At 71.7% G+C, this 25,150-nt stretch carries 21 protein-coding genes; 11 read left to right on the forward strand and 10 right to left on the reverse strand.

The window, feature by feature from the left end:
• The first annotated feature begins 183 nt into the window (after positions 1 to 183).
• Together AB0C15_RS06555 and AB0C15_RS06560 are read left to right on the forward strand one after the other, a co-directional pair.
• A complete protein-coding gene (locus AB0C15_RS06555; protein WP_357349361.1) occupies positions 184 to 966 on the forward strand; it encodes a 3-hydroxybutyrate dehydrogenase in 783 nt (260 codons plus the stop codon).
• A 14-nt stretch (positions 967 to 980) separates the two neighbouring features.
• Positions 981 to 2,900, forward strand: coding sequence for a helix-turn-helix domain-containing protein (locus tag AB0C15_RS06560; RefSeq protein ID WP_357349363.1), 1,920 nt, complete (start codon positions 981 to 983; stop codon positions 2,898 to 2,900).
• Positions 2,901 to 2,980: 80 nt separating this feature from the next.
• Here the strand turns inward: AB0C15_RS06560 and AB0C15_RS06565 are convergent, their stop codons facing one another.
• The 3 genes from AB0C15_RS06565 to AB0C15_RS06575 all read right to left on the reverse strand — a co-directional run bounded on the left by AB0C15_RS06565 (position 2,981) and on the right by AB0C15_RS06575 (position 5,925).
• Positions 2,981 to 3,589 (reverse strand): TetR/AcrR family transcriptional regulator, encoded by a 609-nt coding sequence (locus tag AB0C15_RS06565; RefSeq protein ID WP_357349365.1) that lies wholly within the window; start codon positions 3,587 to 3,589, stop codon positions 2,981 to 2,983.
• A gap of 11 nt (positions 3,590 to 3,600) precedes the next feature.
• The gene (locus AB0C15_RS06570) at positions 3,601 to 5,169 is read right to left on the reverse strand and encodes an MFS transporter (RefSeq protein ID WP_357349870.1); all 1,569 of its coding nucleotides are present in this window, start codon (positions 5,167 to 5,169) and stop codon (positions 3,601 to 3,603) included.
• Between the two features lie 84 nt (positions 5,170 to 5,253).
• Positions 5,254 to 5,925: a transcriptional regulator gene (locus AB0C15_RS06575; RefSeq protein ID WP_357349368.1), complete on the reverse strand. Its 672-nt coding sequence runs from the start codon at positions 5,923 to 5,925 to the stop codon at positions 5,254 to 5,256.
• 141 nt (positions 5,926 to 6,066) lie between these two features.
• Between AB0C15_RS06575 and AB0C15_RS06580 the strand changes: the two genes are divergently transcribed.
• From AB0C15_RS06580 to AB0C15_RS06590, 3 genes are all read left to right on the forward strand, one after another.
• Positions 6,067 to 6,924 (forward strand): SPFH domain-containing protein, encoded by an 858-nt coding sequence (locus AB0C15_RS06580; RefSeq protein ID WP_357349370.1) that lies wholly within the window; start codon positions 6,067 to 6,069, stop codon positions 6,922 to 6,924.
• Between the two features lie 215 nt (positions 6,925 to 7,139).
• Complete coding sequence (locus tag AB0C15_RS06585; protein WP_357349372.1) at positions 7,140 to 7,427, forward strand: hypothetical protein; 288 nt, start codon at positions 7,140 to 7,142, stop codon at positions 7,425 to 7,427.
• A 126-nt stretch (positions 7,428 to 7,553) separates the two neighbouring features.
• Complete coding sequence (locus AB0C15_RS06590) at positions 7,554 to 8,300, forward strand: aminoglycoside phosphotransferase family protein (RefSeq protein WP_357349373.1); 747 nt, start codon at positions 7,554 to 7,556, stop codon at positions 8,298 to 8,300.
• A 6-nt stretch (positions 8,301 to 8,306) separates the two neighbouring features.
• Here the strand turns inward: AB0C15_RS06590 and AB0C15_RS06595 are convergent, their stop codons facing one another.
• The 3 genes from AB0C15_RS06595 to AB0C15_RS06605 form a co-directional block, all read right to left on the reverse strand.
• A complete protein-coding gene (locus tag AB0C15_RS06595; RefSeq protein ID WP_357349375.1) occupies positions 8,307 to 9,449 on the reverse strand; it encodes a zinc-binding dehydrogenase in 1,143 nt (380 codons plus the stop codon).
• Positions 9,446 to 10,900 carry an aldehyde dehydrogenase family protein gene (locus tag AB0C15_RS06600; RefSeq protein WP_357349377.1) on the reverse strand — a complete coding sequence of 485 codons (1,455 nt, stop codon included), beginning with the start codon at positions 10,898 to 10,900 and terminating at the stop codon, positions 9,446 to 9,448. Before AB0C15_RS06600 ends, AB0C15_RS06595 begins: the two co-directional genes overlap by 4 nt.
• A gap of 67 nt (positions 10,901 to 10,967) precedes the next feature.
• Positions 10,968 to 11,615 carry a TetR/AcrR family transcriptional regulator C-terminal domain-containing protein gene (locus AB0C15_RS06605; RefSeq protein WP_357349379.1) on the reverse strand — a complete coding sequence of 216 codons (648 nt, stop codon included), beginning with the start codon at positions 11,613 to 11,615 and terminating at the stop codon, positions 10,968 to 10,970.
• A gap of 185 nt (positions 11,616 to 11,800) precedes the next feature.
• Between AB0C15_RS06605 and AB0C15_RS06610 the strand changes: the two genes are divergently transcribed.
• Positions 11,801 to 12,973: an acyl-CoA dehydrogenase family protein gene (locus tag AB0C15_RS06610; protein WP_196922268.1), complete on the forward strand. Its 1,173-nt coding sequence runs from the start codon at positions 11,801 to 11,803 to the stop codon at positions 12,971 to 12,973.
• Positions 12,974 to 13,031: 58 nt separating this feature from the next.
• Here AB0C15_RS06610 and AB0C15_RS06615 read toward each other — a convergent pair whose 3' ends face one another.
• The gene (locus tag AB0C15_RS06615; protein WP_357349382.1) at positions 13,032 to 14,069 is read right to left on the reverse strand and encodes an aminotransferase class V-fold PLP-dependent enzyme; all 1,038 of its coding nucleotides are present in this window, start codon (positions 14,067 to 14,069) and stop codon (positions 13,032 to 13,034) included.
• A gap of 114 nt (positions 14,070 to 14,183) precedes the next feature.
• Complete coding sequence (locus AB0C15_RS06620) at positions 14,184 to 16,400, reverse strand: FUSC family protein (protein ID WP_357349384.1); 2,217 nt, start codon at positions 16,398 to 16,400, stop codon at positions 14,184 to 14,186.
• A gap of 356 nt (positions 16,401 to 16,756) precedes the next feature.
• On the opposite strand from AB0C15_RS06620, the gene AB0C15_RS06625 reads away from it, so the two are divergent.
• The gene (locus tag AB0C15_RS06625; protein WP_357349386.1) at positions 16,757 to 17,629 is read left to right on the forward strand and encodes a DUF4231 domain-containing protein; all 873 of its coding nucleotides are present in this window, start codon (positions 16,757 to 16,759) and stop codon (positions 17,627 to 17,629) included.
• A gap of 171 nt (positions 17,630 to 17,800) precedes the next feature.
• Here AB0C15_RS06625 and AB0C15_RS06630 read toward each other — a convergent pair whose 3' ends face one another.
• Entirely contained in the window at positions 17,801 to 18,328 is a 528-nt protein-coding gene (locus tag AB0C15_RS06630) for a cation:dicarboxylase symporter family transporter (protein ID WP_357349388.1), read from the reverse strand.
• A gap of 39 nt (positions 18,329 to 18,367) precedes the next feature.
• Between AB0C15_RS06630 and AB0C15_RS06635 the strand changes: the two genes are divergently transcribed.
• The 4 genes from AB0C15_RS06635 to abc-f all read left to right on the forward strand — a co-directional run bounded on the left by AB0C15_RS06635 (position 18,368) and on the right by abc-f (position 21,475).
• Complete coding sequence (locus AB0C15_RS06635) at positions 18,368 to 18,940, forward strand: response regulator (RefSeq protein WP_357349390.1); 573 nt, start codon at positions 18,368 to 18,370, stop codon at positions 18,938 to 18,940.
• 95 nt (positions 18,941 to 19,035) lie between these two features.
• Positions 19,036 to 19,236 carry a hypothetical protein gene (locus tag AB0C15_RS06640; protein ID WP_357349393.1) on the forward strand — a complete coding sequence of 67 codons (201 nt, stop codon included), beginning with the start codon at positions 19,036 to 19,038 and terminating at the stop codon, positions 19,234 to 19,236.
• 23 nt (positions 19,237 to 19,259) lie between these two features.
• Positions 19,260 to 19,655 carry a hypothetical protein gene (locus AB0C15_RS06645; protein ID WP_357349872.1) on the forward strand — a complete coding sequence of 132 codons (396 nt, stop codon included), beginning with the start codon at positions 19,260 to 19,262 and terminating at the stop codon, positions 19,653 to 19,655.
• A 182-nt stretch (positions 19,656 to 19,837) separates the two neighbouring features.
• The gene (abc-f, locus tag AB0C15_RS06650) at positions 19,838 to 21,475 is read left to right on the forward strand and encodes a ribosomal protection-like ABC-F family protein (RefSeq protein WP_357349395.1); all 1,638 of its coding nucleotides are present in this window, start codon (positions 19,838 to 19,840) and stop codon (positions 21,473 to 21,475) included.
• Between the two features lie 122 nt (positions 21,476 to 21,597).
• Here abc-f and dnaE read toward each other — a convergent pair whose 3' ends face one another.
• Positions 21,598 to 25,128, reverse strand: coding sequence for a DNA polymerase III subunit alpha (gene dnaE, locus AB0C15_RS06655; protein ID WP_357349397.1), 3,531 nt, complete (start codon positions 25,126 to 25,128; stop codon positions 21,598 to 21,600).
• Positions 25,129 to 25,150: the final 22 nt, after the last annotated feature.

Below are 25,150 nucleotides of genomic sequence, written 5' to 3' on the forward strand. Positions count from 1 at the left end.
GGGCGCGCGGCGCGGGGCGGCGCGGGGCGGCGCGGGGCGGCGCGGGGCGGCGCGGGGCGGCGCGGGGCGGCGCGGGGCGGGAGTGTGTGGGTGGCGGGGGCGGGCGGGCCACACAGCTTTGGTGCGGAGTATGTGTCGCTGGCCCATGTGCCGGGGACCACACAGCTCGTAACTTCTTGCGCCATGACGGCAGAACCCGTGGCGGTCCCCCACGTTGTGCAGGTCGACCTCTCCGGTCGGACCGCCCTGGTCACCGGGGGCGGCGGCGGCATCGGGCGGGCGTGTGCTCTGCGGTTGGGCGCGGCCGGTGCCACGGTGATCGTGGTGGACCGCAACCTGGAGGCGGCCAAGGCGGTGGCCGCGGAGGTCGGGGGCCGGGCCGAGGGCGTCGACCTGTCCGACGCCGCGGCGGTGGACTCGCTCGACGTGGATGTGGACATCGTGGTGAACAACGCCGGGCTCCAGCACGTCGCGCCGTTGCAGGACTTTCCCGTCGAGCGCTTCGAGTACATCCAGCGGGTGATGGTGGAGGCGCCGTTCCTGCTGATCCGCCGGGCGCTGCCGCACATGTACGCGCGGGGCTGGGGGCGGATCGTCAACATCTCCTCGGTGCACGGGTTGCGGGCCTCGCCGTACAAGGCGGCCTACGTCTCGGCCAAGCACGCCCTGGAGGGGCTGTCGAAGGTGGTCGCGCTGGAGGGCGCCGCGCACGGGGTCACCGCCAACTGCATCAATCCGGCGTACGTGCGCACCGCGCTCGTGGAGAGCCAGATCGCCGACCAGGCGGCCAGCCACGGCATCGACGAGGCCGAGGTGATCGAGAAGATCATGCTGGCTCGGGCCGCGGTCAAGCGGCTGATCGAGCCGGAGGAGGTGGCGGAGCTGTTGGCGTACCTCTGTTCGCCGCCGGCGGCGTTCATCACCGGCGCGTCGATCGCCCTCGACGGGGGCTGGACGGCCAACTAGTGGGGCTGAGCACAATGTCGACCATGTCATCGCCGGTGGAGTTCCTGGAGCTGCTCGCCCGAGAGGCCGCGCCGGTCGAGTTCGAGGGGCCGCTGGTGGCCGCGCGGGCCGCCGGGCTGCCACCGGACCGGCTGGCCGAGCTGGAGCAGGCCAAGTCGGTGGCGTTGCGGGTCCGGGCGCTGCTGGAGCGGCGCCGCCGCCGGGAGAGCGAGCTGTCCGGCCTGTACGACACGGTCAGCGACCTGGCCGGGCTGCGCGACCTCGACGACGTCCTGCGGGCGATCGTGCACCGGGCCCGCCACCTGCTCGGCGCGGACGTGGCCTACATGACGCTCAACGACGACGAACGCGGCGACACCTACATGCGGGTGACCGACGGGTCCGTCTCGGCCCGTTTCCAGCGGCTGCGCCTGCCGATGGGCGCCGGCCTCGGTGGTCTGGTGGCCCAGTCCGGCGCCCCGTACGTCACCGCCAACTACGGCGAGGACGCGCGGTTCCACCACACCGGCGAGATCGACGCCGGCGTGGGCGAGGAGGGCCTCGTCGCGATCCTCGGGGTGCCGTTGCGGCTCGGCTCGACGTCGATCGGGGTGCTGTACGCGGCCAACCGTTCGGCCCGCCCGTTCGTCCGCGAGGAGGTGGCGCTGCTGGTCTCGCTCGCGGCGCACGCCGCGGTGGCGATCGACACCGCCCGGCTGCTGACCGAGACCCGTTCGGCGTTGGCGGAGTTGTCGGCGGCGAACACCACCATCCGGGCACACAGCAGCTCGGTGGAGCGGGCCGCGGCGGCGCACGACCGGATGACCGCGCTGGTGCTGCGCGGCGGCGGGGTGGAGGACGTGGCGGCGGCGGTGACCGAGGTGCTGGGTGGGGCGCTGCTGGCGCTTGACGCCGAGGGGCGCCTGCTGGCCCGGGTGGGTGAGATCGAGGAGCCGGACCGGGCGGACATCGTCGAGGCGGTGGCCGCGTCCCGGACCGAGGGGCGCAGCGTACGCAGGGGTCCGCTCTGGTACGCGGCGGTGGTGGCCGGCGCGGAGAACCTGGGTGCCCTGGTGCTGCGCCCGGACGACGAGTTGGTCGACGCCGACCAGCGCATCCTGGAGCGGGCCGCGTTGGTGACCGCGCTGTTGCTGTTGTTCCGCCGGACGGTCGCTGAGGCGGAGGGGCGGGTGCGCGGCGAGCTGCTGGACGACCTGATCGCCCGTCCGCTGCGCGACACCGACGCGCTGCGCAGCCGGGCCCGCCGCCTCGGCGTGGACCTGGACGCGCCGCACGTGCTGGTGGCGGTGGGCGACGACGCGATCGCCGCGACCGGCTCGGCGCGGCAGCGGGTGCTGTCCTGGGCCACCACGTACGCCTCGGCGCGTGGCGGGCTGGCCGCGGCGCGCGACGGCCGGGTGGTGCTGATGCTGCCGGGGTTGGACGCGGGTGGCAGTGCACGGGCGGTGGCGCGGGACCTGTCCCGGGTGACCGGTCGACCGGTGACCGCCGGGGCGAGCGGCCCGTCGAACACGCCGTCGGCGCTGGCGGCGACCTTCCAGGAGGCGGACAGGTGCCTGACGGCGCTTGGCGCGCTGGGCCGCTCCGGGCAGGGGGCGAGCACGGTGGAGTTGGGCTTCGTCGGGCTGTTGCTGGGCACTGTCGGCGACCGGGGCGAGAAGGACGTGACCGACTTCCTCGGTGCCACTGTCGGGCCGGTGCTCGACTACGACGCCCGGCGCGGTACGGCGCTGGTGAAGACGCTTGAGGCGTACTTCGGGGTGGGTGGCAGCCTGGCCCGGGCCGCCGAGCAGCTGCACGTGCACGTCAACACGGTGACCCAGCGGTTGGAGCGGGTCGGGCAACTGCTCGGCGTCGACTGGCAGCGGCCCGAGCGGGCGCTCGAGGTGCAGCTCGCACTGCGCCTGCACCGCCTACGCGCGCCAGCCGGCTGACCGACGCCAGCCGACGGACCAGCGCCGGCCGGCTGACCGACGCCGGCCGGCGGACCGACGCCGGCCGGGCAGCCCCGACGTCAGCGGGCCCGGATGCCCTCCAGCACGGCGTCGACGACCCGGTCGGGCAGGCTCTGCTCGTCCAGGTCAGGGTTCCACTGGAGCACCCGCTGGATCAGCATCGGCCCGGTGAGCAGCGCCATCGTCACCTCGACGTCGATGTCGGCGCGGAGCACCCCCTCGTCGATGCCGCGCCGCAGCACCTCGCGCATCAGCTGTCGCCGGGGCGAGATGATGTTCTGGTAGAGCTGGAACTGGTCCGCGCTGCGGTTCACGGCGGGCGCCAGGCAGGGCATGATCTTGGCAGCTCGCGGGTCGACGTTCTTGCCGATCGCACCGACCAGTAGCACCAGGTCGTCGCGGACGGAGTGGCCCGCCGGCTGGGCCATCACGCCCTTGAGCCGCCGCAACGCGTCGAGCAGCAACGCGTCCTTGCCGGCCCAGCGACGGTAGATGGTGGCCTTGCCGACCCCGGCTCGGGCGGCGATCGCCTCGATCGAGAGCGCCTCGATGGTGCTGCCCTCGGCGAGCAGGTCGAGGGTGGCCTCGATGATCGCCTCGTCGGCGCGGATGCTCCGCGGTCGCCCGGGCGACCGCGGAGCATCGGCAGTGGACGTCATGTCCGCCATTCTCGCCGAACCTACGCCGTGCCGGCCAGTTCAGGCTCGGCGACCGGCGCCGCCGGGGCGACGCTGGTGTCCTCCTTGCCCGGCATCCAGCGCAGCACCACGATCATCCCGAGCGCGGCGATCACCGCGGAGAGCCCGGCCGCCCAGTGCATGGCGGTGACGAAGGCGTCGTTGGCCGCCGAGATGAGCCCCGGAGCCGCCGGGCCGAGCTGACCCGCCGCCGCGTACGCGCCGGAGATCGACTCGTTCGCCGCGTCCCTGGCCTGCGTGGGCAGGCCGGTGAGCGCGTCGCCGATGTCGCTGCGGTAGACCGCGGAGAGCACCGAGCCGAGGACCGCCACGCCGAGCGCGCCGGCCACCTGGCGGATGGTGTTGCTGACCGCGGAGCCGACACCTGCCTTCTCCCGGGGCAGCGCCGACATGATCGACTCGGTGGCCGGCGGCATGATGTTGGCCATCCCGGCGCCCTGGATGAGGAAGACCAGCAGCACGATCCAGATCGGGGTGGAGGCGCCGATGAAGACGAAGGCGGCGAGGGACACCACGGTCAGACCCAACCCGACGGCGGCGACGACCTTCCCGCCGTAGCGGCGGACCATCGCGGCGCTGCGCGGCGCGAAGACCAGTTGGGCACCGGCGAAGGGCAGGAAGAGCAGGCCGGTCTGCAGCGGGCTGTAGTCGCGCACGAGTTGCAGGTAGAACGAGCCGAAGAACATCGAGCCCATCGCGGCGAAGAAGACCAGGCCGACGATGGCGACCGGCGCGGCGAAGCGGGGCACCTTGAACAGCCGGACGTCGAGCGACGGGTAGTCGCTGCGCCGCTCGTGCTGGACGAACCAGGCCAGCACCGCGACGCCCACCAGGATCGAGCCCCAGGCCAGCGGGCGGTCGAAGCCGTGCTCGCCGCCGTCGATGATGCCGTAGGAGAGGGCGACCAGGCCGACCACGGAGAGCAGCACGCCGAGCACGTCGATCCGGCCGGGCCGCGGGTCCCGCGACTCGGGGACCAGCAGCGCCACCAGGACCACACCGGCGACGACCACCGGCACGTTGATCAGGAAGACCGAGCCCCACCAGAAGTGCTCCAGCAGCGCGCCGCCGAGGATCGGGCCGATGGCCACGGCGAGACCGACCGCGCCGGCCCAGACACCGATGGCCCGACCACGCTCACGCGGGTCGAAGACGTTCGAGATGATCGAGAGCGTGACCGGCATGATGGCCGCGCCGCCGACCCCCATCAGGGCGCGGGCCGCGATGAGCTGTCCGGGGCTCTGGGCGTACGCGGAGAGCAGCGACGCCAGGCCGAACAGCAGCAGGCCGACCATCAGGAAGCGCTTGCGGCCGGCGCGGTCACCGAGCACCCCGAAGGTGAACAGCAGCCCGGCGAAGACGAGCGTGTAGGAGTTGATGGACCACTCCAGCTCGCCCTGGCTGGCGCCGAGGCCGTGCACCGGGTCGGCCAGGGTGCGCAGGGCCACGTTGAGGATCGTGTTGTCGAGGACGACCACGAGGAGGCTGATCACCAGCACCCCCAGGATCGCCCACCGCCTCGGGTGTCCGGTGTTGTTGTGCAGCTCCATGCCGTGCTTTCCCCCCACGCTTGTCACCCGCGACGAAATACGATACGGGTCAGACTCGTAACGTGGGTCAGCGTACGACGCGTATTAACGATACGGCACCGATCCGTATCGTATGTGGTGGGCATCACGCCGGGACACGGTCGTCAGACATGCGTCGACGGCGTCCGACAGCGTGCCGAGCCGGACCGCCGGACGGCCGAACGGCTCGATCCAGCCCGGCCCCGCGCCGTACACCCGAAGGAGCGGGAAGTCCCGGGCGAACCGCACCAGGCGGTACGCGCGGCCGGTCAGCGGCGTCTGCGACCAGAGCACGACGGTGTGCGGACGCGCCCGGTACACCGCGCTGGTGAGGGCGGACCAGGGCAGCGCGGGGCCGAGGTTCAGACAGCCGCGCCCCTGCTCGCGCAGCGCGGCGGCGAGCGCGAGCAGGCCCAGGCTGTGCGCCTCCTTCTCGGCGCCGGCCAGCAGCACCCCGCCGGTGGGCAACGGCCGACCCGGCTCCCGGCGGTACGCGTCCAACCCGACCCGGACGCCCTCGAACAGGGCGTGTTCGACGACGACCTCGGCCGGGGTCCGCCCCGACGACCCGGCCAGCAGCGGACGGCAGACCTGCTCCCAGAGCGCCGGCACGCCCCACGCCTCGGCGCACTCCAGCAGCACCGAGGCGACGCCGTTGGCGTCCAGGTCCTCGGCCGCCAGCAAGACCTGCTTGTGCGCGATCTCCACGGCCTCCGCCGGCATCGGATCGGTAAGCACCAGACGCACCCCCGGGTAGACGTTCTCTACCCGGGGTTCGCTCGGAGGGCGCGCGGCGGATGCGCCGTCGGGAAAGTTTCAGCACCTTGACCGCACCCTCTACGTTGATGATCCACACAGCTCAGCGAAAGGTCCCACCCCATGCCCGTCGGCTTCACCATGGCGATCGTCTTCGCCGTCGCCCTGGCGGTCAGCGCCGTCGTCGCCCTGGTCGCCCCCGCCCGCCCGGTGAAGCGGACCGCCGCCCTGGCGGCGCTCGGCTTGCTCGCCCTGACCCTGGTGGTCGGCGTCGCCTCCAGCGCCCACTCGGTGCCCATCCGCTCGGTCGGCATCGTGACCAGCTTCGGCAAGCCCACCGGCAAGGTGACCGGCTCGGGCCTGAAGTGGGTGGCGCCCTGGCAGAAGGTCGGTGAGTGGGACGCGGGCCGACAGAAGTACGACCACATCGGCGGCAACAACTGCGTACGGGTACGCACCGGCACCCTCGCCGACGCCTGCGTCGAGGTGCTCGTCGAGTGGCAGGTCAAGCCGGAGAACGCGCCGAAGCAGTTCATGGACTACAAGGGCGACTTCGACAGCTTCCGGGGTCAGCGGGTGGGCGTGCAGCTCGACAGCGCGGTCAACGACGCCTTCGCCGCGTACAACCCGCTGGAGAAGATCGACGCCCGGACCGGTGACCTCAACGTCGACCTGAAGCCGTTCGCCGCGAACATCAAGACCAGTGCGGACAGCCGCCTCGCCACCGACGTGGACATCCTGTCGGTGACCATCACCAGGGTGAACCACGACGACAAGACCGAGGGCAACATCAAGGCGTTCCAGGACAAGCTGGCCCAGACCCGCAACCTGGAGCAGGACCGCAAGAACGCCGAGATCTCCAAGCAGATCACCGAGACCAACGCCAAGGTCGACAAGGTGACCCGCTGCCTGGAGATCGCGGAGAAGAACGGTGCCAACCCGGGGCTCTGCATCAACCCGGGCATCGTCACCGGCAAGTGACCCGAGGCCGACGGACCCATGGCGGGCGGGCCAGCCCGCCATGGGTCCCACTGCCGGCGTAGTTCGGCCAGACCACGGTCGGCGATGCGGTGGTACCTGCGCTTCCGCTCGTCGGCGACCGCCCGCCAGAATCCGGGAGGAAACGGTCGACCGAATCGCCGCCACCGGCAACTGTGGTGCCGCGAACGGCGTTGTCCGGGTTAGCCTCTACGTATATGGCTACCTTTCGCAGCGCCTCAGTCCTCCTTTCCTCAGACGGCACCAGGACCCCCGGCACTGCCGCGCTCTTCGCCGAGCCGGCCCGTAGAGGCGGGATTCCGCCCTGGGCAGGCGACTTCCGACCCGCCAACAGCGCCGGAAACGGCCCCAAGAACGCGGTCGGAAAGGCCTTCACCCTGGAGCTGCCCGACGGCAGCACCGGCAAGGTCGTGGTCCAGGGCCTCAAGAGCGGCAAGGGTGGCGTCGTGCTGGCGCTGATGGGCGAGGACGCCCCACCCTTCTGACCGGCCGCCCGGCTCTCGTCGCCAGGGTGCCCAGGATTGGCCCCTCCCGGGTCGATCCGGGGCCCCTGGCCAACCACGCCAGTCGCCGCGACAAATCGCTGGCACGTCGATGGTCGCGTCGCGACAATGGCCGTTGTGCCGGAGGTCGAGGTCGTCGTCGCCCACAAGGAACGCACGACCCTGCGCGTCGGCGACGTGTTCCTGAAGGTCGACGCCCATCCGGGCCGCACCGACGTCGAGGTCGCCGCGATGGCGCTGGCGCCGGTCCCGACGCCCGAGATCCTCTGGCACAAGCCGCCCGTGCTCGCGCTCGCCGCCCTGCCCGGGACGGCACTGGGCCGTCTCGGCGAGCCGTCGACCGCCTCGTCGGCGGCCTGGGCCGCGGCGGGCGCCGCCGTTCGGACGCTGCACGACGCGCCACTACCACCGTGGCCCGGTCGCAGCCGCGACGAGTTGGCATCGCAGCTCGACGCCGAGTGCGGGCAGCTCGTCGCCAGCGGCATCCTTCCCAGCGATCTGGTCACGCGCAACCGCCAGGTCGCCGAGGCGGCGCTGCGGCCGTGGACTCCGGTGTTCACGCACGGCGACCTGCAGCTCACCCACGTCTTCGTCGACGGTGACGAGATAACCGGTGTGCTCGACTGGTCCGAGGCGTGCCAGGGCGACGCCCACTTCGACCTCGCCATCCTGACGCTCGGCCATGAGGAGCGCCTCGACGACGTCCTGGCCGGCTACCGCGCCGACGTCGACCCGGACGTGATCCGCGCCTGGTGGTCCCTGCGAAGCCTGCTGGCGATCCGCTGGCTCGCCGGGCACGGCTTCGACCCGTGGGCACCGGGCTGCGAGGTAGACGTGCTGAAAGCCCGGCTGTGATCGGCGTCAGTTCAGGGTGACCACCCAGCGGGCTCCCTCGCCCCGCGCCAGCCGGTCGAACGCCGCGGGCGCCTCGTCCAACGGAACCACTCCGCTGACCAGCACCCGCAGGTCCAGTGCGCGGTCGGCGAGTTCGGTGGCCAGCACCGGCACCTCCCGGTCCGGGTCGGACGAGCCGTACACCGAGGAGCGCAGGGTGCGCGCGGAGTGGAAGATGTCCAGCGCGCCGAGGCTGACCATGTCGTCCTTCGCGCCCATGCCGACCACGGTCACCGCTCCCCCACGACGGGTGAGCCGCCATGCGGCGCGGATGGTGGCGGCCCGACCGACACACTCGAAGGCATGGTCGACGCCGCGGCCCTCGGTGCGCGCGCGTACCTCCTTGGAGAGCCGGTCGTCCGAGAGCAGGAAGTCGGTCGCCCCGGCGGCGAGCGCCAGGTCCCGTTTCGCCTCCGCGACGTCGATGGCCAGGACCGTCGTGGCACCGGCCCGGCGGGCCGCGCTCAGCACGGCGAGCCCGACCCCACCGAGCCCGACGACCGCGACCGACTCACCGGGCGCCACCCCCGCGGTGTTGCGGACCGCGCCGATTCCGGTGAGCACCGCACAGCCGAGCAGTGCGGCCTGCTCGGGCGGCAGCCCGGCGGGGATCGGGATGACGGCCCGCTCGGGTACCACCACCGCCTCGGCGAGCGCGCCGAGGCCGAGGGTCAGGTGCAGCGGCTCCCCGTCGTCGGTCTCGCCGCGCGGCACGGTCGGGGCGGTGGTGTCGGCGCAGAGCCACGGCTCGCCGCGCCGGCACCACCAGCAGGCCCGACAGGCCGGCGCCCAGTTGAGCACCACCGGCGTGCCGACCGTCAGCCGGCTGCCCGGCCCGGTCTCGGCCACCACTCCGGTCGCCTCGTGCCCGAGCACCAGCGGGAACCTCGCGGCGATGGTGCCGTTGACCATGGACAGGTCGGAGTGGCAGACACCTGCCGCCGTGATCGTCACCCGCACCTCGCCGGGGCCGGGCGCGGGCAGGCGTACCCGCTCGACCCGCAGCTCGGCACCGGACCCGCGCGCGACGAGCGCGCGGACGACGACCGGCGCGGACGCCGGCTCGGTGCCACCGCGCGGCGCGGCCGGGGGCAGCTCGGCGGCGGTCATCGCTGGATCGCCTTCAGCTCGCAGAACTCGGCCAGCCCGTGCACGCCCAACTCCCGGCCCAGGCCGGACTGCTTGTAACCGCCGAACGGGGCGAGCGGGTTGAACGGGGCACCGTTGATGTCGACGGCGCCGGTGCGCAGCCGCCGGGCCACCGCGAGCGCCGCGTCGGTGTCGGCGGACCAGACCGCGCCGGCCAGCCCGTACTTCGAGTTGTTGGCGATGGCGACCGCCTCGTCGGTGTCGGCGAACGGGATGACGGCGAGCACCGGGCCGAAGACCTCCTCCTGGGCGAGCGCGCTGTCGGGGCGCACATCGGCGAAGACGGTCGGGGCGACGAAGTGCCCCGGGGTCGGCACCGGGGCGTCGGGCCCGCCGGCGACCAGCCGGGCGCCGTCGGCGAGGGCCCGCTCGATGTGGCCGCGTACCCGCTCGGCCTGGGCGGCGGAGACCAGCGGGCCGAGCCGGGTCGCCGGGTCGAACGGATCGCCGAGTCGGTAGCCGGCCACCGCCGTGGCGATCAGGTCGAGGGCTTCGTCGTACCGGTCGCGGTGCACGAGCATCCTGGTCCACGCGGTGCAGGTCTGCCCGGAGTTGAGCAGGGCGTTGCCGACACCCACCTTCACGGCGGTGGCCAGGTCGGCGTCGGGGAGGACCACGTTCGCGGACTTGCCGCCCAGCTCCAGCGCGACCCGGGCGATCCGGTCGGCGGCGAGCCGCATGATCCGCGAGCCGGTGGCGGTGGAGCCGGTGAACGAGACCAGGTCGACGTCGGGGTGCCCGGCCAGGGCCTCGCCGACCACCGGGCCGGTGCCGGGGACCAGGTTGAGCACCCCCGGCGGCAGGCCGGCTTCGGTGACCGCGTCGAAGAGCAGGTACGCGGTCAACGGGGTCAGTTCGCTGGGCTTGAGCACCACCGTGCAGCCGGCGGCCAGGGCGGGTGCGAGCTTCGCCATCACCTGGTGCAGCGGATAGTTCCACGGGGTGATCGCACCGACCACACCGACCGGCTCGCGGACCACGAGCGAGTTGCCGATGCTCTCCTCGACCGGCGCTCGGGCGGCGAGCGCGACGTGGTCGGCCAGCACCGTCAACGGGAGCCCGACCTGCACCCGGGTGGCGAACTTGAGCGGCGAGCCCAGCTCCACCGCGATGGTGTGGGCGAGGTCGTCGGCGCGGGTGGTGAGCGCCGCGCGCAGTCGGTCGAGGTGCGCGGAGCGCTCGGCGGGGGTGGCGGTCGACCAGGCGGGAAACGCGGCGCGGGCGGCGGCCACAGCGCCATCCACGTCGGCCGGGGTGCCGGCCGGCACCTGCCCGACCGGCTCCCCGGTGCTCGGGTTCTCCACGTCGATCAGATCGGCGCCGGCGGGAGACGTCCACTCCCCACCGACGTGCAGGTGGCGCCGGAGGCGCAGGGAGTCGGGCAACTGCGACGGCGGGGCGGCGAGGTCCATGTCGTCCCTTCGGGGGTGGGCGAGGGGGTCGCGACGGGCGATGAAACTAGCGCTGGGAGTTTGGACGCTACCCGTTGGACTCCACCGGGTCGACGGTGCGGGCGTACTCGGCGGCCAGACCGTGCAGCAGGGCGTCCAGGCCGAGGGCGAAGGCACCCTCGTCCACACTCTGCTGGTGCTCGGCGAGCCGGTGCGCCTGACGCAGGTGCGGGTAGTGCGCCGCGTACAGCTCCGGGTCCTCGACAAAACCACGGGCGAACGAACCGAGCGCCGACCCGGCCACGAAGTAGCGCAGCGCCGCGCCGATGTGGGTGGCGCGGGCCGGCGGCCAACCGGCCCGGACCAGACCGCCGTAGACCGCGTCGGCCATCGCGAGGGCGGCCGGTCGACGGCCCGGCCCCTGGGCCAGGTACGGCACGACGTTCGGGTGCGCGGTGAGCGCCCGCCGGTACGACCAGGCCCAGTCCCGCAGGGCGGAGGCCCAGTCCCGGCTGGCGAAGCCGCCGGTGTCGACGGCGCCGGTGACCGTGTCGGCGACCGCGTCGAGGATCTCGTCCTTGGTGGCGAAGTGGTTGTAGAGCGAGGGACCCTGCACGCCGAGCGCGGCGGCGAGTCGGCGGGTGGAGAGCGCGCCGAGCCCGTCGGCGTCGATGAGCGCGAGTGCCGTCTCGACGATCCGGTCACGGGTGAGCAGCGGCCGTCGAGGTCGGGGCACGTCGGACCTCCTCGGTGTGCGGTGTCCCTACCCGTGGGAACCACCTGTTCACGCACCCTATCGGGGGGCGTGTGCGGGCAGGTGTCGGCACGAGGGGTCTGGACGAATGAAAACTTACACCGCTAGTTTAGGGATGACCGCTGCGGCCCGCAGCGGCGCACCGCCACGCCGACCGAGGGGGAACCGTGGACTTCGCACTGTCCGACGAGGAACGCGCCGTCCGAGACACCGTGCGCGCGTTCATCACCCGCGAGGTGATGCCCCTGGAAGCCGAGGTGCTCCGCCGCGAACGGGCGCACCAACCGGGCCTCGACCACTCCGAGGTACGCGAACTGCAACTCAAGGCGCGCAAGTTCGGCTTCTGGGGCCTGGCCACCCCGGAGGAGTACGGCGGGATGAACCTGCCGGCCGTACTCCAGTCGTTGATCTGGACCGAGCTGGGCCGCACGTTCGTGCCGTTCCGCTTCGGCGGCGAGGCGGACAACATCCTGTTCCACGCCACCGAGGAACAGAAGCGGGAGTTCCTCATCCCGACCATCGAGGGCGAGCGACGCTCCTGCTTCGCGATCACCGAACCGGGCGCCGGATCGGACGCGGCGAACATCCGGCTCTCCGCCCGACGCGACGGCGACGACTGGATCCTCGACGGCGAGAAGACCTTCATCACCGGCGGTCACGACGCCGACTTCGCCATCGTGGTCGCGGTGACCGACCGGGAAAAGGGCGCACGCAACGGCGGCGCCACCGCGTTCCTGGTGGACCGGTCGATGGGCTGGCGCTCCGAGTTCATCCAGACGATGGGCGAGGGCGGGCCCGCGTCGCTCATCTTCGACGGCGTACGCGTGCCGCACCGCAACATCCTCGGCGAGATCGGGCAGGGCTTCACCCTCGGCATGGAGTGGATCGGCAAGGGGCGCTACACCATCCCGTCGCACGCCATCGGCATCGCCGAGCGGGTGTTGCAGATGGCCATCGAGTACGCCAACACCCGGGAGACCTTCGGCGCGAAGATCGGCACCAACCAGGCTATCCAGTGGATGATCGCCGACTCCGAGACGGAGTTGGAGGCGGCCCGTTGGCTGGTGCTGCGCTCGGCGTGGACCGTCGACGCGGGCCTGGACCCCCGGCACGCCTCGTCGATGGGCAAGCTCTACGGCGCCGGCATGGTCAACCGGGTGGTCGACCGGGTGCTCCAGATCCACGGCGGCATGGGCTACACCCGGGAGCTGCCGATCGAACGCTGGTACCGGCAGGTCCGGCTCTACCGGATCTTCGAGGGCACCGACGAGATGCAGCGGCTGATCATCTCGCGGGACCTGCTGCGCGGCTACACGAAGATCGGCGGCCACCTGGCCTGAGCCGCCAGGTCCGCTACCACCGGGGGCGGCCGGCCGCCCGGCCGCCCCGACGCCAAGCTCAGCCGGCCAACGCCGTCAGCGCGGCGTCCACGTCCGCCTCGGTGGAGTAGACGTGGAAGGAGGCCCGGACCCGCCCGGCGCGCACCGCCGCCCGAATGCCGGCAGCCGCGAGGCGCTGCTCCGCGTCGGGCACGTCCACGCTCACGATGGCGCTCTCCCCCGGTGGCCGGCCCAGCCCGGTCAGGAACCGGTTGGCCAGCGCCACGTTGTGCGCCCCGATCGCCGACACGCCGATCTCGGCGACCACCTCCAGGGCGGGCGCCGCCCCGACCCAGCTGAACCAGGCCGGTGAGATGTCGAACCGGCGGGCGTCGTCGGCCAGACGCAGCGGCGGCCCGTAGTAGGAGGCGTGCGGGTCGCCGCCCGCGTACCAGCCGGCGGCGTCGGGGCGCAGCCGCTCGCGAAACGCGGGGGCCAGATAGGCGTACCCCGTCCCGCGCGGGTTCATCAGCCACTTGTAACCGCCCACCGCCACCACGTCGGCCAGGCCGCCGTCGAACGGCAGCCAGCCGCACGCCTGGGTCGCGTCCACCACCACCAGCGCGTCGTACGCGCGGGCCGCGGCCACGATCTCGTCGTACGCCGCGACCGCCCCGTCGGCCGACTGCACCAGGCTGAACGCGACCAGGTCGGTGTCGGCGTCGATGGCGTCGACAAGAGACGCCAGCGGCACCGTGCGAACCGTGACGCCCCGCTCCTCCTGCACCAGCCAGGGGAAGAGGTTCGAGGTGAACTCGACGTCGGGGACCACCACCGTGGCACCGGCCGGCAGCGCCGCCGCGACCGGTGCGAGGAGCTGAGACACGGCTGCGCCGACCGTCACGTCGCCGGCCGGCACGCCGATGAGGTCGGCGAACGCGACCCGCGCCCGGTGCGTCGACTCGCCCCAGCCCTCCCACGACGTACGACCGACCCGCCAGGCGGCGAGGGCCTCCTGCACCGCCGCCCACCCGGGCTCCGGCGGCAACCCGTAGCTGGCGGTGTTCAACCAGCCCGGCTCCGGCTGCCACAGCTTCTGCGCCTGCTCGATCTCCATGCGGTCGACGTTAGGCCGAACGGCGTGCGACGAGCACGGCCAATCGGCGATCGGCGGCCTGTCCGGCGGCGCTCACCAGCACCACGCCGGGCAGGGCGGCGGGCGCCGCCGGCGTCACGGCTCGCCGCGACGCCCGACCGGGTCGTCCGCACCGGGCGGACGTGCGCGAGCGAGACTGTCGGCGAGGCCGGCGAGCCACCTGTCGACCTCCACCACGTGCCGGACCGCCCGGGGGTCGGCCCCCGCCAGGAGGGGTCGGATCCGGTCGAGCTGGTCGACGCAGGTGGTCGAGACCGGCGTCGACTCGGACGTCCGGCCGTGGGCGACCTCGTCACCGAGGGCGTCGTACGCCGAGCGCAGACGCCCGGTGGCGTCCCGCAGCAACGCCGCCGCCTCCGGCCAACCGGCGAGGCAGCCGGGCGGGTTGCGCCGCAGCAGCGCCTGGGCCCCGGGCACGACGTGGTGTCCGGCGCTCAGGACGGCGTCCCAGTTCACCCGCTGACGGCGTGGATCGTGCCGCTCCGAGTGGTACTGGCCGTACGACGAGTCGACCAGGGCCATCCGCCACCGCACCCGGCCGAGGGCGGCCTCGGGTGGCGGAGCTTCACCGAGCACCGCCGCGACCGTCTGGTCGACCGCGTCGGCGTTGGCCGCCAGGTACCTGACGGCGTTGTGCCGCAGGTCGTGGCCCGCTCCGCGCGGCCACATCGCCACGCCGGCCAGCACACCGACCACCGTGCCGAGCAGGACGTCGACGACGCGGACCTCGGCGAGCCGCCACCCGGCCGGGCTGAGCTGGGCGAAGACGACAGTCAGCAGCAGGGTGAACAGCGCCTGCTGCCACAGCGGACCGAGCAGCCGGCCAACGCCGAAGGCCAGCAGCAGCGTGATCGGCAGGACGATGGCGTACACGATCGGCGCGTCGACGACGAGCATCACCCCGCCGCTGACCACCGCGCCCACGATCGTGCCCAGCACGGCCGGCCGCAGCGCGGTGCGGGTGTCGGCGGCCGAGGTACGCAGGACGGTGAGGGTGGCCAGCAGCACCCAGAAGCCGTGGGTCAGCTGCAACACTCCGGCGGCCACCCGGGCGACGGCGAGCGCCACGGCCAGCCGGAGCGAGCTGTGCAGGTGGGCCGAGCGCGGGGCCAGATGCGTGCGGAACTGTCTCCAGTACAGCGTCCACGGGCTGCGGCGGGCGTACTCGAACAGGCCCGATGTGGTGTCCTCGCCGTCGAGGGGTGCCCCGGTTGCCACCCGGCAACCCACCGCGAAGACCCGCGCCTGGCCCGCCAGGGCCAGCGCGGTCGCGTCCCGACAAAGCCGGGGTACGTCAGGTGCGCCGTGCCCGGTGCCCGCTGCCACGGGGTACGCCGCCTCGGCCCGGCCGACGGCCACGTCCAGGTCGGCGGGGTCCACCGCCGGCGCACCCGGTGACAGGCTCCGGCCGGCGTCGCGGGTCGTGTCCGCGCAGGCGCGCAGCAGACGCGCCGCCGCCAGGCCCGGGATCGGCGCCGACGGGGCGTCCGCCACCAGCCGGTCCGCCTCGGCGAGCACCTCCCGCAGCGCGGCCGCGCAGATCCGCAACGCCCGGTCCTGAGCGCTCGCCGCAGTAGGCGCCCAGGTGGGCGGGGTGCGGGCCAGCTCGATAGCCGCCACCACGTCGTACGCCCGCTCCCGCGGCGGGTCGGTCGACCTCTCGGCGGCGGGCGGGCCGGTCAACCTCTCGGCGGCGGGCGGGTCGGTCAACCTCTCGGCGGCGGCGTCGAGGAAGGCGGCGACGCCGTCCGCCGCCTCGGCGAGGCGCTGCCGGTAGGAGACCGGCACCGGGTCGGGCCAGAGCAGCACCTCCGCCGCGGCGAGCAGCACGATGGCGAGCGTGACCCCACCGAGTCGTTCCGGCAGGGTGCCCGGCTGGTACGGCGGGAACGACGCCAGGATGTAGAAGAGCTGGAATGCGCTCGCCAACCCCACCAGGCGCGGGTTGCCGACCCCGGCGAACGCCACCACGAACCCGACGACGAGCATCCCGGCAGCGGCGGCCCAGGTGCTCCAGGCCAGGAGCGAGCCCGCCGCGATCAGCGCCCACACCGCCGGCAGCGACAGCACCAGGATCCGCGCCCGTTGCGGCGCCGGGCCGGGGAGCTGCGCGAACGACCCGGCGGCGATCGTGCCGAACAACCCGTACGTGGCGAGCGTCGGGCTGCCCGCGCCGTACCGGCAGCCGTAGAAGACCAGCGACGCGACGAGCGTCAGTCGTGCGGCCCGTCGCAGGATGGCGTCGCCCGGGTCACGTCGGCGAAGGCGGCCAAGGAGGCTGGTTCCGAGCACGACCGCTCCCCCGGTTCGTCGCAGCACCCCTCCCCGGCCCACCATTCTTCCCCGCGCCCGGCCACCGGCGCTGGGTTTGACGACGAATCCCACCGCGACGTTCGCCGTGCCCAGCGACGGCGTGCACCACGTCGAAAGACACGACTCCACCCCTGTTGATCAAGAGCTTTGCGTCACCCATCTCGGCGTGTCGTGACAGAAACCTCTTGATCAACAACGGGGGTGGGGTGGGGGTGGGGGTGGGAGGGGATGGGGGTTTGGGGTGGACGGGGTTGTCTACTGTCTACAGCGCCTGGAGTTGGTGTGCTCGCTTGTTGCTGCCGGCGACCTGGACGTGCCGTCGAGAGGTAAACGTCATGCTGAAGGCCGAGGATCTTCCCCCGTTTCAGCGCGCCGTGTCCTACGAGTCGCAGCGCGGCCAACGCGTGTACGCCACCCTGATCGCGCTACGGCTGTCCCTGCTCCTGGTGGCCGCGGTCGCGGGAGTCGCCACCTGGAAACTCGACGATCTCGCCCTGGGCCCGGCGCTCGCGGCGGGGGCGTTCGCCGCGACCTCGATCGTCGAGGTCTTCCTTCTCACCAATCGCCCCAATGAGCGGTGGTACGTCGGCAGAGCCCTCTCCGAATCCGTCAAGTCGCTCACCTGGCGATTCAGCGTAGCGGCGGATCCCTTTCCCCGGTCGCGCAGCGACTCGGACAGCGTCGAGGAGTTCACCAACCGACTGTTTGGTCTGACCCGGGACATGTCGGCGGCTGGGTTGTCGGCCCCCGCGTTGGCCGGGCAACAGGTCACCGAGGGAATGCGGACGTTGCGCGCAGCCTCCCTCGCGGACCGCCGCGCCGCGTACCTGACCGGTCGTCTGGAGGCCCAACGCGCCTGGTACGCCGGGCAGTCGCTGTCCAACCGTGCACGGGCGACCCGCTGGTCGGTCAGCATGCTCGTGCTGGAGATAGTTGGGGTGACCCTCGCCGTGTCGCGGGCTGCCGGGTTGACCGACCTCGACCTGCTCGGAGTGGCCGCCGCCGCGGTCGCCGCCGGGGCGGCCTGGACGCAGACGCGGCAACACGGCGCGGTGGCGACCGCCTACGCCCTGGCGAGTCAGGAGCTTGCCGCGATGGGATCGTTGGGCACCCGGGTCAGCTCGGAGGCCGAACTGTCGCGGTTCGTGAACGACACGGAGACGGCGATCTCCAGGGAACACACGATGTGGCGCGCACGCCGACGCTGACGCCTCGCGGTCGACGCAGCGGCTGCGGCTCGTAGATCGACTCGGCTTCTAGGAAGTCGCGGTGTCGGGCAGGTTCGGACGCCACGATTTCCAGGAAACCGAGTGGATCACTGCCGGGCGGCGAGGGTCGCGGTGGCGCTGGGCCGCCGCGACCCCGGTGCACGGCGTGGATCAGGCCGGGGCGCCGGCCGGCGTGGCCCTGTTCTCGTCGGGGCGGGACTCCGACCCGTCGGGGTGCTCGTCGAGCATGGTCGCCTCGTCGTCGTGCTCGTCGACCATTGTCGTCTCGTCGAACGGGTCGGTGCCGCTGAGCACTCCGACCGCCCGCTCCCGGTCGAACTCGCCGGTCCAGGTGCCGACAAGGACCGTCGCCACCGCGTTGCCGGCGAAGTTGGTGAGCGCCCGAGCCTCCGACATGAACCTGTCGATGCCGACGATCAGACCAACCCCGTCGACGAGGTCCGGGCGGTGTGACTGGAGGCCACCGGCAAGCGTGGCCGGCCCGGCGCCGGTGACCCCGGCGGCACCCTTCGACGCGATGATCATGAAGAGCAGCGGCGAGATCTGCTCGCCGATGGCCAGTGGTTTGCCCAGCGCGTCGGCGATGAACAGTGAGGCCATGGTCAGGTAGATCGCCGTGCCGTCCAGGTTGAACGGGTAGCCGGTCGGCACCGTGATGCCGACGACCGGCTTGCTCACGCCGAAGTGCTCCATCTTGGCGATCAGGCGCGGGCGGCGATGGCGGCCCTGCGCGCGAACGACGGCGGCGACGTGGACCTCGTACTCCTTGATTTTCGGCTGCCCGACCTACACGGCCTGGACGTCTGCCGGGCGCTGCGCGCGGCCGGCAGCAGCGTCGACGTGCTCGCGGTGACGTCGGCGCGGGACCTCGCGGTGGTCCGCACGGCCGTGTCCCTCGGGGTGACCCACTACCTGCTCAAACCGTTCACGTTCGCCGCGTTCCGCGACAAGCTGGAGCGGTACGCGGACTACCGCGCCCAGGCGCTCGCCGACGGCGAGGTCGCCGCCCAGCACGAGGTTGACCAGATGTTCGCGACCCTGCGCGGCACCGCCGGGCACAGCCTGCCCAAGGGGCTCGACGCGCAGACCCTCGATCGGGTACGCGCCGCGCTCACCGACGGCACCCGCGCGGCGGTCGGGCTCTCCGCGACCGAGGTGAGCGCGTCGACCGGCATCTCCCGGGTGACCGCCCGGCGGTACCTCGAATACCTGGTGACCGTCGACCGGGCGGCCCTCAGCCCCCGCTACGGCACCCCCGGCCGCCCCGAGGTCGAGTACCGCCCCCGCTGAGGATGAAACAACTCCGCCTGACATCGGCGGTGAGGTGCCGCGCTGTGCCGTGGAGGTGGGAGCATCGACGACGGATCGATTCCCGGAGGTGAGCTGTGACGTCGAGCAACGCCGAGCGGATGCCCGAGTGGCCGACGACGGAACACGTGCCAGCCGAGGAGTTGGCCCGCCGTCAGGGCATTCGGCCGATCGCTTCCGTGGACGACCTGGCCCGTCCGGGTCTGTTCGAGTCAGACGAGGAACTGGACGAGTTCCTCGTTGATCTGTATGCCTCTCGGCGGGCAGGGGCCGCGTGAGCCTTGTCGTTCTCGACACCGACGTGGCGTCGGCAATCCTTCGTGGGCGGCTTCCTGAGCGTCTTCGTGCCCGCCTGACCGGTAAGACCCTCTGCATCACTTTCGTGGCGCTCGGCGAGCTGACCAAATGGACAGCGCTCCGCAGCTGGGGGCCGCGCAAGCTGGCTGACCTGGCGCAGTGGCGGTCGGGGATAGTGTTACTCCCCTTCGACGAGGCGGTGTCCGTCACCTGGGGGCGCCTCCAAGCGCGGGCTCAGCACCGGGGGGCCCCGGCCGACGAACGACTCGTGGATCGCGGCTTGCTGCCTGGTCGACCGACTGCCGCTGGCCACGTTCAACGGCAAGGACTTCGCCGACTTCGCCGAGTACGACGGACTGCGTCTCTTCGACGTGTCGTAGACTCGGCGAAGTTGGGTTAGTGGCACGACCAGGGAGACCAGACATGGCGGGTGACGACGACATCTCCGGGTGAGACCGGATGTGTTCGGCCATCGGTTCGGCGCGCGTTCGCGCTGCCGCCGGGGCCATGTCGCCGTTCCATCTGTTCCCGTTGTCGTCGGGCGGCTCTGGCACGCCCACCCCACCCTCTGAGGTCACTCGCATGTCTGATGCGTTCATTGTCTGCTCGAACCTGTCCTTCTCCTGGCCGGACGACACCCCGGTCTTCTCCGAGCTGTCCTTCACCGTGCCGGGCGGCCGCACCGGCCTGGTCGCGCCCAACGGCGCCGGCAAGAGCACCCTGCTGCGGCTGATCGCCGGGGAACTCCGGCCCAGCGGCGGCAGCGTCACCGTCGACGGTGTGCTCGGCTACCTCCCGCAGACGCTGCCGCTCGCCGGTGACCTGAGCGTGGCGCAGGTGCTGGGCGTGGCCGAGCGGATCGCGGCGCTGCACGCCATCGAGGCCGGCGACGCCGGCGAGGACCATTTCGCCACGATCGGCGACGACTGGGACATCGAGGAGCGCACCCGCTCGGAGTTGGACCGGCTCGGCCTCGGTGACCTGCAACTCGACCGACGGCTGCACACCCTCAGCGGCGGTCAGGTGGTCTCCCTCGGTCTGGCGGCGCAACTGCTGCGTCGCCCGGACGTGCTGCTGCTCGACGAGCCGACGAACAACCTGGACGTGGCGGCCCGGCACAAGCTCTACGACGTGCTAACCGACTGGTCCGGGTGCCTGCTCCTGGTCAGTCACGACCGGGAACTGCTGGACCGGATGGACCGCATCGCCGAGTTGGACCAGGGTGAGATCCGCTGGTACGGGGGCAACTTCACCGCGTACACCGAGGCCGTGCAGGCGGCGCGGGAGGTGGCCGAGAGCAACCTGCGCAACGCCGAGCAGGAGGTGAAGCGGGAGAAGCGGGAGATGCAGCAGGCTCGCGAGCGTGCCGACCGGCGAGCCAGCAACGCCTCCAAGAACCTGAAGAACGCCGGCCTGGCCCGGATCGTGGCCGGTGGGCTCAAGCGCAGCGCACAGGAGTCGGCGGGAAAGGCGCAGGAGACGCACTCGTCCCGGCTCGGTCAGGCCAAGGCCCGACTCGACGAGGCGGGGCGGGCGGTACGCGACGAGGACCGGATCACCGTCGAGTTGCCGGACACCAGTGTCCCGGGCGGGCGGACGGTCTTCTCCGGTCAGGGGTTGCGGGCCCGCTTCGACGACCGGGACCTGTTCGGTGGCGACGGCGCGGACCTGGTCATCCGGGGGCCGGAACGGATCGCGCTCACCGGGGCGAACGGCGTCGGCAAGTCGACCCTGCTGCGCCTGGTCAACGGCGACCTGGAACCGGCCGGCGGTGACGTCAAGCGGGCCGACGGGCGGATCGCGTACCTGTCGCAGCGGCTGGACCTGCTGGACCTCGACCGCACGGTGGCGGAGAACTTCGCCGCGTACGCGCCGAGCCTGCCGGACGCCAGGCGGATGAACCTGCTCGCCCGGTTCCTGTTCCGGGGTGCCCGGGTGAACCTGCCCGTCGGGGTGCTCTCCGGCGGTGAACGGCTGCGCGCCACCCTCGCCTGTGTGCTCTGCGCCGAACCGGCACCGCAACTGCTGCTGCTCGACGAGCCGACGAACAACCTGGACCTGGTAAGCGTCGGCCAGTTGGAGAGCGCGCTCTCCGCGTACCAGGGGGCGTTCGTGGTGGTCAGCCACGACGAACGGTTCCTCGCCGAGATCGGCGTGCAGCGCTGGTTGCGGCTGGCCGACGGCCAACTGCGGGAGGTCAGCGCGCCCGACCGGGGCTGAGCCCCGACCCAGCCCCGTCGATCATGGAGTAATGGTGCCCATCAACCGCAACTATGGGCGCTTTGTCACCCACCACAACTCCTTGATCGGCGGGGCGGGCGACGGGCCCGGCCATGGATCGGTCAGCTCACGTTGGCCGGGCCGAGGACGCTCTTCAGGTCACCCATCAGCGCAGTCGTCGCCGCCACCCGGAACGGGCCCAGCCGCAGGGTGGTGGTGCGCCCACCGTTGAGGAGTTTGACGTGCACCTCGGTGTCGCCGGGGTGCAGCACCAGGGTCTCCTTCAGCTTCTCCATCAGCGGTGGCGTGCAGCGGTGCACCGGGATGGTGAGGGTGACCGGCTTGTTGGTGGCGCTGGTGCTGACGTCCGGCATGGACATGTCCATCGCCATGATCCGAGGGGTGTCGTCACGGCGGTCCACCCGACCCTTGACCACCACGATGGCGTCCTCGGCGATGTATTGCCCGATCACCTCGTAGGTGTTGGGGAAGAACAGCGCCTCCACCCCACCGGCCAGGTCTTCCAGGGTGGCCGACGCCCAGGCCCGGCCCTGCTTGGTGACCCGGCGCTGCACCCCGGACAGGATGCCGGCGAGGGTGACGACCGCCCCGTCGGGCACCGCGCCCTCCTCGGCCAGGGACGCGATCGTGGTGTCGGCCGCCGCGTTGAGGATGTGTTCCAGGCCGAACAGCGGGTGGTCGGAGACGTACAGGCCGAGCATCTCCCGCTCGAACGCCAGCTTGTCGCGCTTGTCCCACTCACTGTCGCCGATCACCGGCATCACCGTGGTGCTGCCGGTGTCGGCGTCCCCGAAGCCCGCGCCGAACAGGTCGTACTGGCCGACGGCCTCCTTGCGCTTGACGTCGGCGTACGCGTCGATAGCGTCGGCGTGCACCGCGAGCAGGCCCTTGCGGGGGTGGTCGAGGGAGTCGAACGCGCCCGCCTTGATCAGCGATTCGATCGTCTTCTTGTTGCAGACCACCGCGTCCACCTTGGACAGGAAGTCGTAGAAGTCGCCGTAATCGCCCTTCTCGTCGCGGCAGCGCATGATCGAGGCGACCACGTTCGCGCCGACGTTGCGCACGGCGGCCAGACCGAAGCGGATGTCCTTGCCGACCGGGGTGAACGGCCCGGCCGAGGTGTTCACGTCCGGTGGCAGCACCTGGATGCGCATCCGGCGGCACTCGGCCAGGTAGAGCGCCATCTTGTCCTTGTCGTCGCCGACGCTCGTCAGCAGCCCGGCCATGTACTCGGCCGGGTAGTGCGCCTTCAGGTACGCGGTCCAGTAGGAGACCAGGCCGTACGCGGCGGAGTGCGCCTTGTTGAACGCGTACCCGGCGAACGGCACCAGGACGTCCCACACCGCCTGGATCGCCTCGTCGGAGTAGCCGCGCTCGCGACAGCCGTCCCGGAACGGGATGAACTCCTTGTCGAGGATCTCCTTCTTCTTCTTACCCATGGCCCGGCGCAGCAGGTCCGCCTGACCGAGGGTGTAACCGGCGAGGATCTGCGCGGCGCGCTGCACCTGCTCCTGGTAGACGATCAGGCCGTGGGTCGGGGCGAGGATCTCCCGCAGCGGCTCCTCCAGCTCCGGGTGGATCGGGGTGATCTCCTGGAGGCCGTTCTTGCGTAGCGCGTAGTTGGTGTGCGAGTCGACGCCCATCGGGCCGGGCCGGTACAGGGCCAGGACGGCGGAGATGTCCTCGAAGTTGTCCGGCTTCATCAACCGCAGCAGGGACCGCATCGGCCCGCCGTCGAGCTGGAACACGCCCAGGGTGTCACCGCGGGCCAGCAGCTCGTACGCGGGCTTGTCGTCGAGCGGCAGGGCCAGCAGGTCGAGCTTGAGGCCGTGGTTCAGCTCGATGTTCTTGACCGCGTCGTCGATGATCGTCAGGTTGCGCAGGCCGAGGAAGTCCATCTTCAACAGCCCGAGCGACTCACAGGTCGGGTAGTCGAACTGCGTGATGATCGCCCCGTCGGCGTCGCGGCGCATCAACGGGATGTGCTCGATGATCGGCTCGGCGGACATGATGACGCCGGCGGCGTGCACACCGGTCTGCCGGATCAGCCCCTCGATGCCCTTGGCCGTGTCGATCACCTTGCGGACGTCCGGGTCGGAGTCGTACAGGCCGCGGATCTCACCGGCCTCGGCGTAGCGGGGGTGCTTGTTGTCGAAGATGCCGGTGAGCGGGATGTCCTTACCCATCACCGCCGGTGGCATCGCCTTGGTGATCCGGTCGCCGACCGCGTACGGGAAGCCGAGGACCCGGGCCGAGTCCTTGATCGCGGCCTTCGCCTTGATCGTGCCGAAGGTGGCGATCTGGGCGACCTTGTCCTCGCCCCACTTGTCGGTGACGTACTTGATCACTTCGCCGCGCCGACGCTCGTCGAAGTCGATGTCGACATCCGGCATCGAGACCCGCTCGGGGTTGAGGAACCGCTCGAAGATGAGGCCGTGCTGGATCGGGTCCAGGTCGGTGATGCCCAGCGCGTACGCGACGAGCGAGCCGGCGGCCGAACCGCGGCCCGGACCCACCGCGATGCCCTGGTTCTTCGCCCACTGGATGAAGTCGGCGACCACCAGGAAGTAGGACGGGAACCCCATCTGGTTGATCACGCCCAGCTCGTACTCCGCCTGGACGACGTGCCCCTCGGGGATGCCGTTCGGGTAACGGCGACCCAGGCCGGCGAAGGTCTCCTTGCGGAACCAGGACTCCTCGGTCTCACCCTCGGGCACCGGGAAGCGCGGCATCAGGTTGTGGAACTCGAACATGCCCTTCGGGTCGACCTTCTCGGCGACCAGCAGGGTGTTGCGGCAGCCCTCCTGCCACAGCTCGGACGCGTCCACCGCGCGCATCTGGTCGGCGCTCTTGACGAAGTAGCCGCCGCCCTCGAACCGGAACCGGTTCGGGTCGTCGATGTTGCTGCCGGTCTGCACGCAGAGCAGCACGTCGTGGGCGGTGGCCTGCGCCTCGTGGGTGTAGTGGGAGTCGTTCGTGACCACCGGCGGGATGTCCAGCTTGCGGGCGATCTCGGTGAGCCCCTCACGGACCCGGCTCTCGATGGAGAGGCCGTGATCCATGATCTCCAGGAAGTAGTTGTCCTTGCCGAAGATGTCCTGGTAGCTCGCGGCGACCTTGAGCGCCTCGTCGAACTGGCCCAGCCGCAGCCGGGTCTGCACCGCGCCGGACGGGCAGCCGGTGGTGGCCATGATCCCCTCGGCGTGCTCGGCGATCAGCTCCATGTCCATCCGGGGCCACTTGACGTAGTGCCCCTCCATGGACGCCCGCGAGTTGAGGGTGAACAGGTTCTTCAGGCCCTGCGCGTTCTTGGCCCACATGGTCTTGTGGGTGATCGCGCCGTTACCGGAGATGTCGTCGCTCTTCTGCTCCGGCCGACCCCACTTGACCCGGGCCTTGTGATAGCGCGACTCCGGCGCCACGTACGCCTCGACGCCCAGGATCGGGGTGATCCCGGCGGCCATCGCCTGGTTGTAGAAGTCGTTCGCGCCGTGCATGTTGCCGTGGTCGGTGATCGCCACCGCGGACATGCCCAACCTGTTGGCCTCGGCGAACAGGTCCTTCAGTCGGGCCGCTCCGTCGAGCATCGAGTACTCGGTGTGCACGTGCAGATGCGCGAACGAATCAGCCATGCGTGGCGCCCCCCGGCGGTGT

Origin of the sequence: Micromonospora sp. NPDC048835, from assembly GCF_040649995.1 — a bacterium.
In the GTDB taxonomy this organism is placed as follows: domain Bacteria; phylum Actinomycetota; class Actinomycetes; order Mycobacteriales; family Micromonosporaceae; genus Micromonospora.

Excerpts from the sequence above, each read along its gene's own strand:
- AB0C15_RS06555 (WP_357349361.1), top strand. The coding sequence starts at position 184 with ATGACGGCAGAACCCGTGGCGGTCCCCCACGTTGTGCAGGTCGACCTC.
- AB0C15_RS06560 (WP_357349363.1), top strand. The coding sequence starts at position 981 with ATGTCGACCATGTCATCGCCGGTGGAGTTCCTGGAGCTGCTCGCCCGA.
- AB0C15_RS06565 (WP_357349365.1), bottom strand. The coding sequence starts at position 3,589 with ATGGCGGACATGACGTCCACTGCCGATGCTCCGCGGTCGCCCGGGCGA.
- AB0C15_RS06570 (WP_357349870.1), bottom strand. The coding sequence starts at position 5,169 with ATGGAGCTGCACAACAACACCGGACACCCGAGGCGGTGGGCGATCCTG.
- AB0C15_RS06580 (WP_357349370.1), top strand. The coding sequence starts at position 6,067 with ATGCCCGTCGGCTTCACCATGGCGATCGTCTTCGCCGTCGCCCTGGCG.
- AB0C15_RS06585 (WP_357349372.1), top strand. The coding sequence starts at position 7,140 with ATGGCTACCTTTCGCAGCGCCTCAGTCCTCCTTTCCTCAGACGGCACC.
- AB0C15_RS06590 (WP_357349373.1), top strand. The coding sequence starts at position 7,554 with ATGGCCGTTGTGCCGGAGGTCGAGGTCGTCGTCGCCCACAAGGAACGC.
- AB0C15_RS06595 (WP_357349375.1), bottom strand. The coding sequence starts at position 9,449 with ATGACCGCCGCCGAGCTGCCCCCGGCCGCGCCGCGCGGTGGCACCGAG.
- AB0C15_RS06600 (WP_357349377.1), bottom strand. The coding sequence starts at position 10,900 with ATGGACCTCGCCGCCCCGCCGTCGCAGTTGCCCGACTCCCTGCGCCTC.
- AB0C15_RS06615 (WP_357349382.1), bottom strand. The coding sequence starts at position 14,069 with ATGGAGATCGAGCAGGCGCAGAAGCTGTGGCAGCCGGAGCCGGGCTGG.
- AB0C15_RS06625 (WP_357349386.1), top strand. The coding sequence starts at position 16,757 with ATGCTGAAGGCCGAGGATCTTCCCCCGTTTCAGCGCGCCGTGTCCTAC.
- AB0C15_RS06635 (WP_357349390.1), top strand. The coding sequence starts at position 18,368 with ATGGCGGCCCTGCGCGCGAACGACGGCGGCGACGTGGACCTCGTACTC.
- abc-f (WP_357349395.1), top strand. The coding sequence starts at position 19,838 with ATGTCTGATGCGTTCATTGTCTGCTCGAACCTGTCCTTCTCCTGGCCG.
- dnaE (WP_357349397.1), bottom strand. The coding sequence starts at position 25,128 with ATGGCTGATTCGTTCGCGCATCTGCACGTGCACACCGAGTACTCGATG.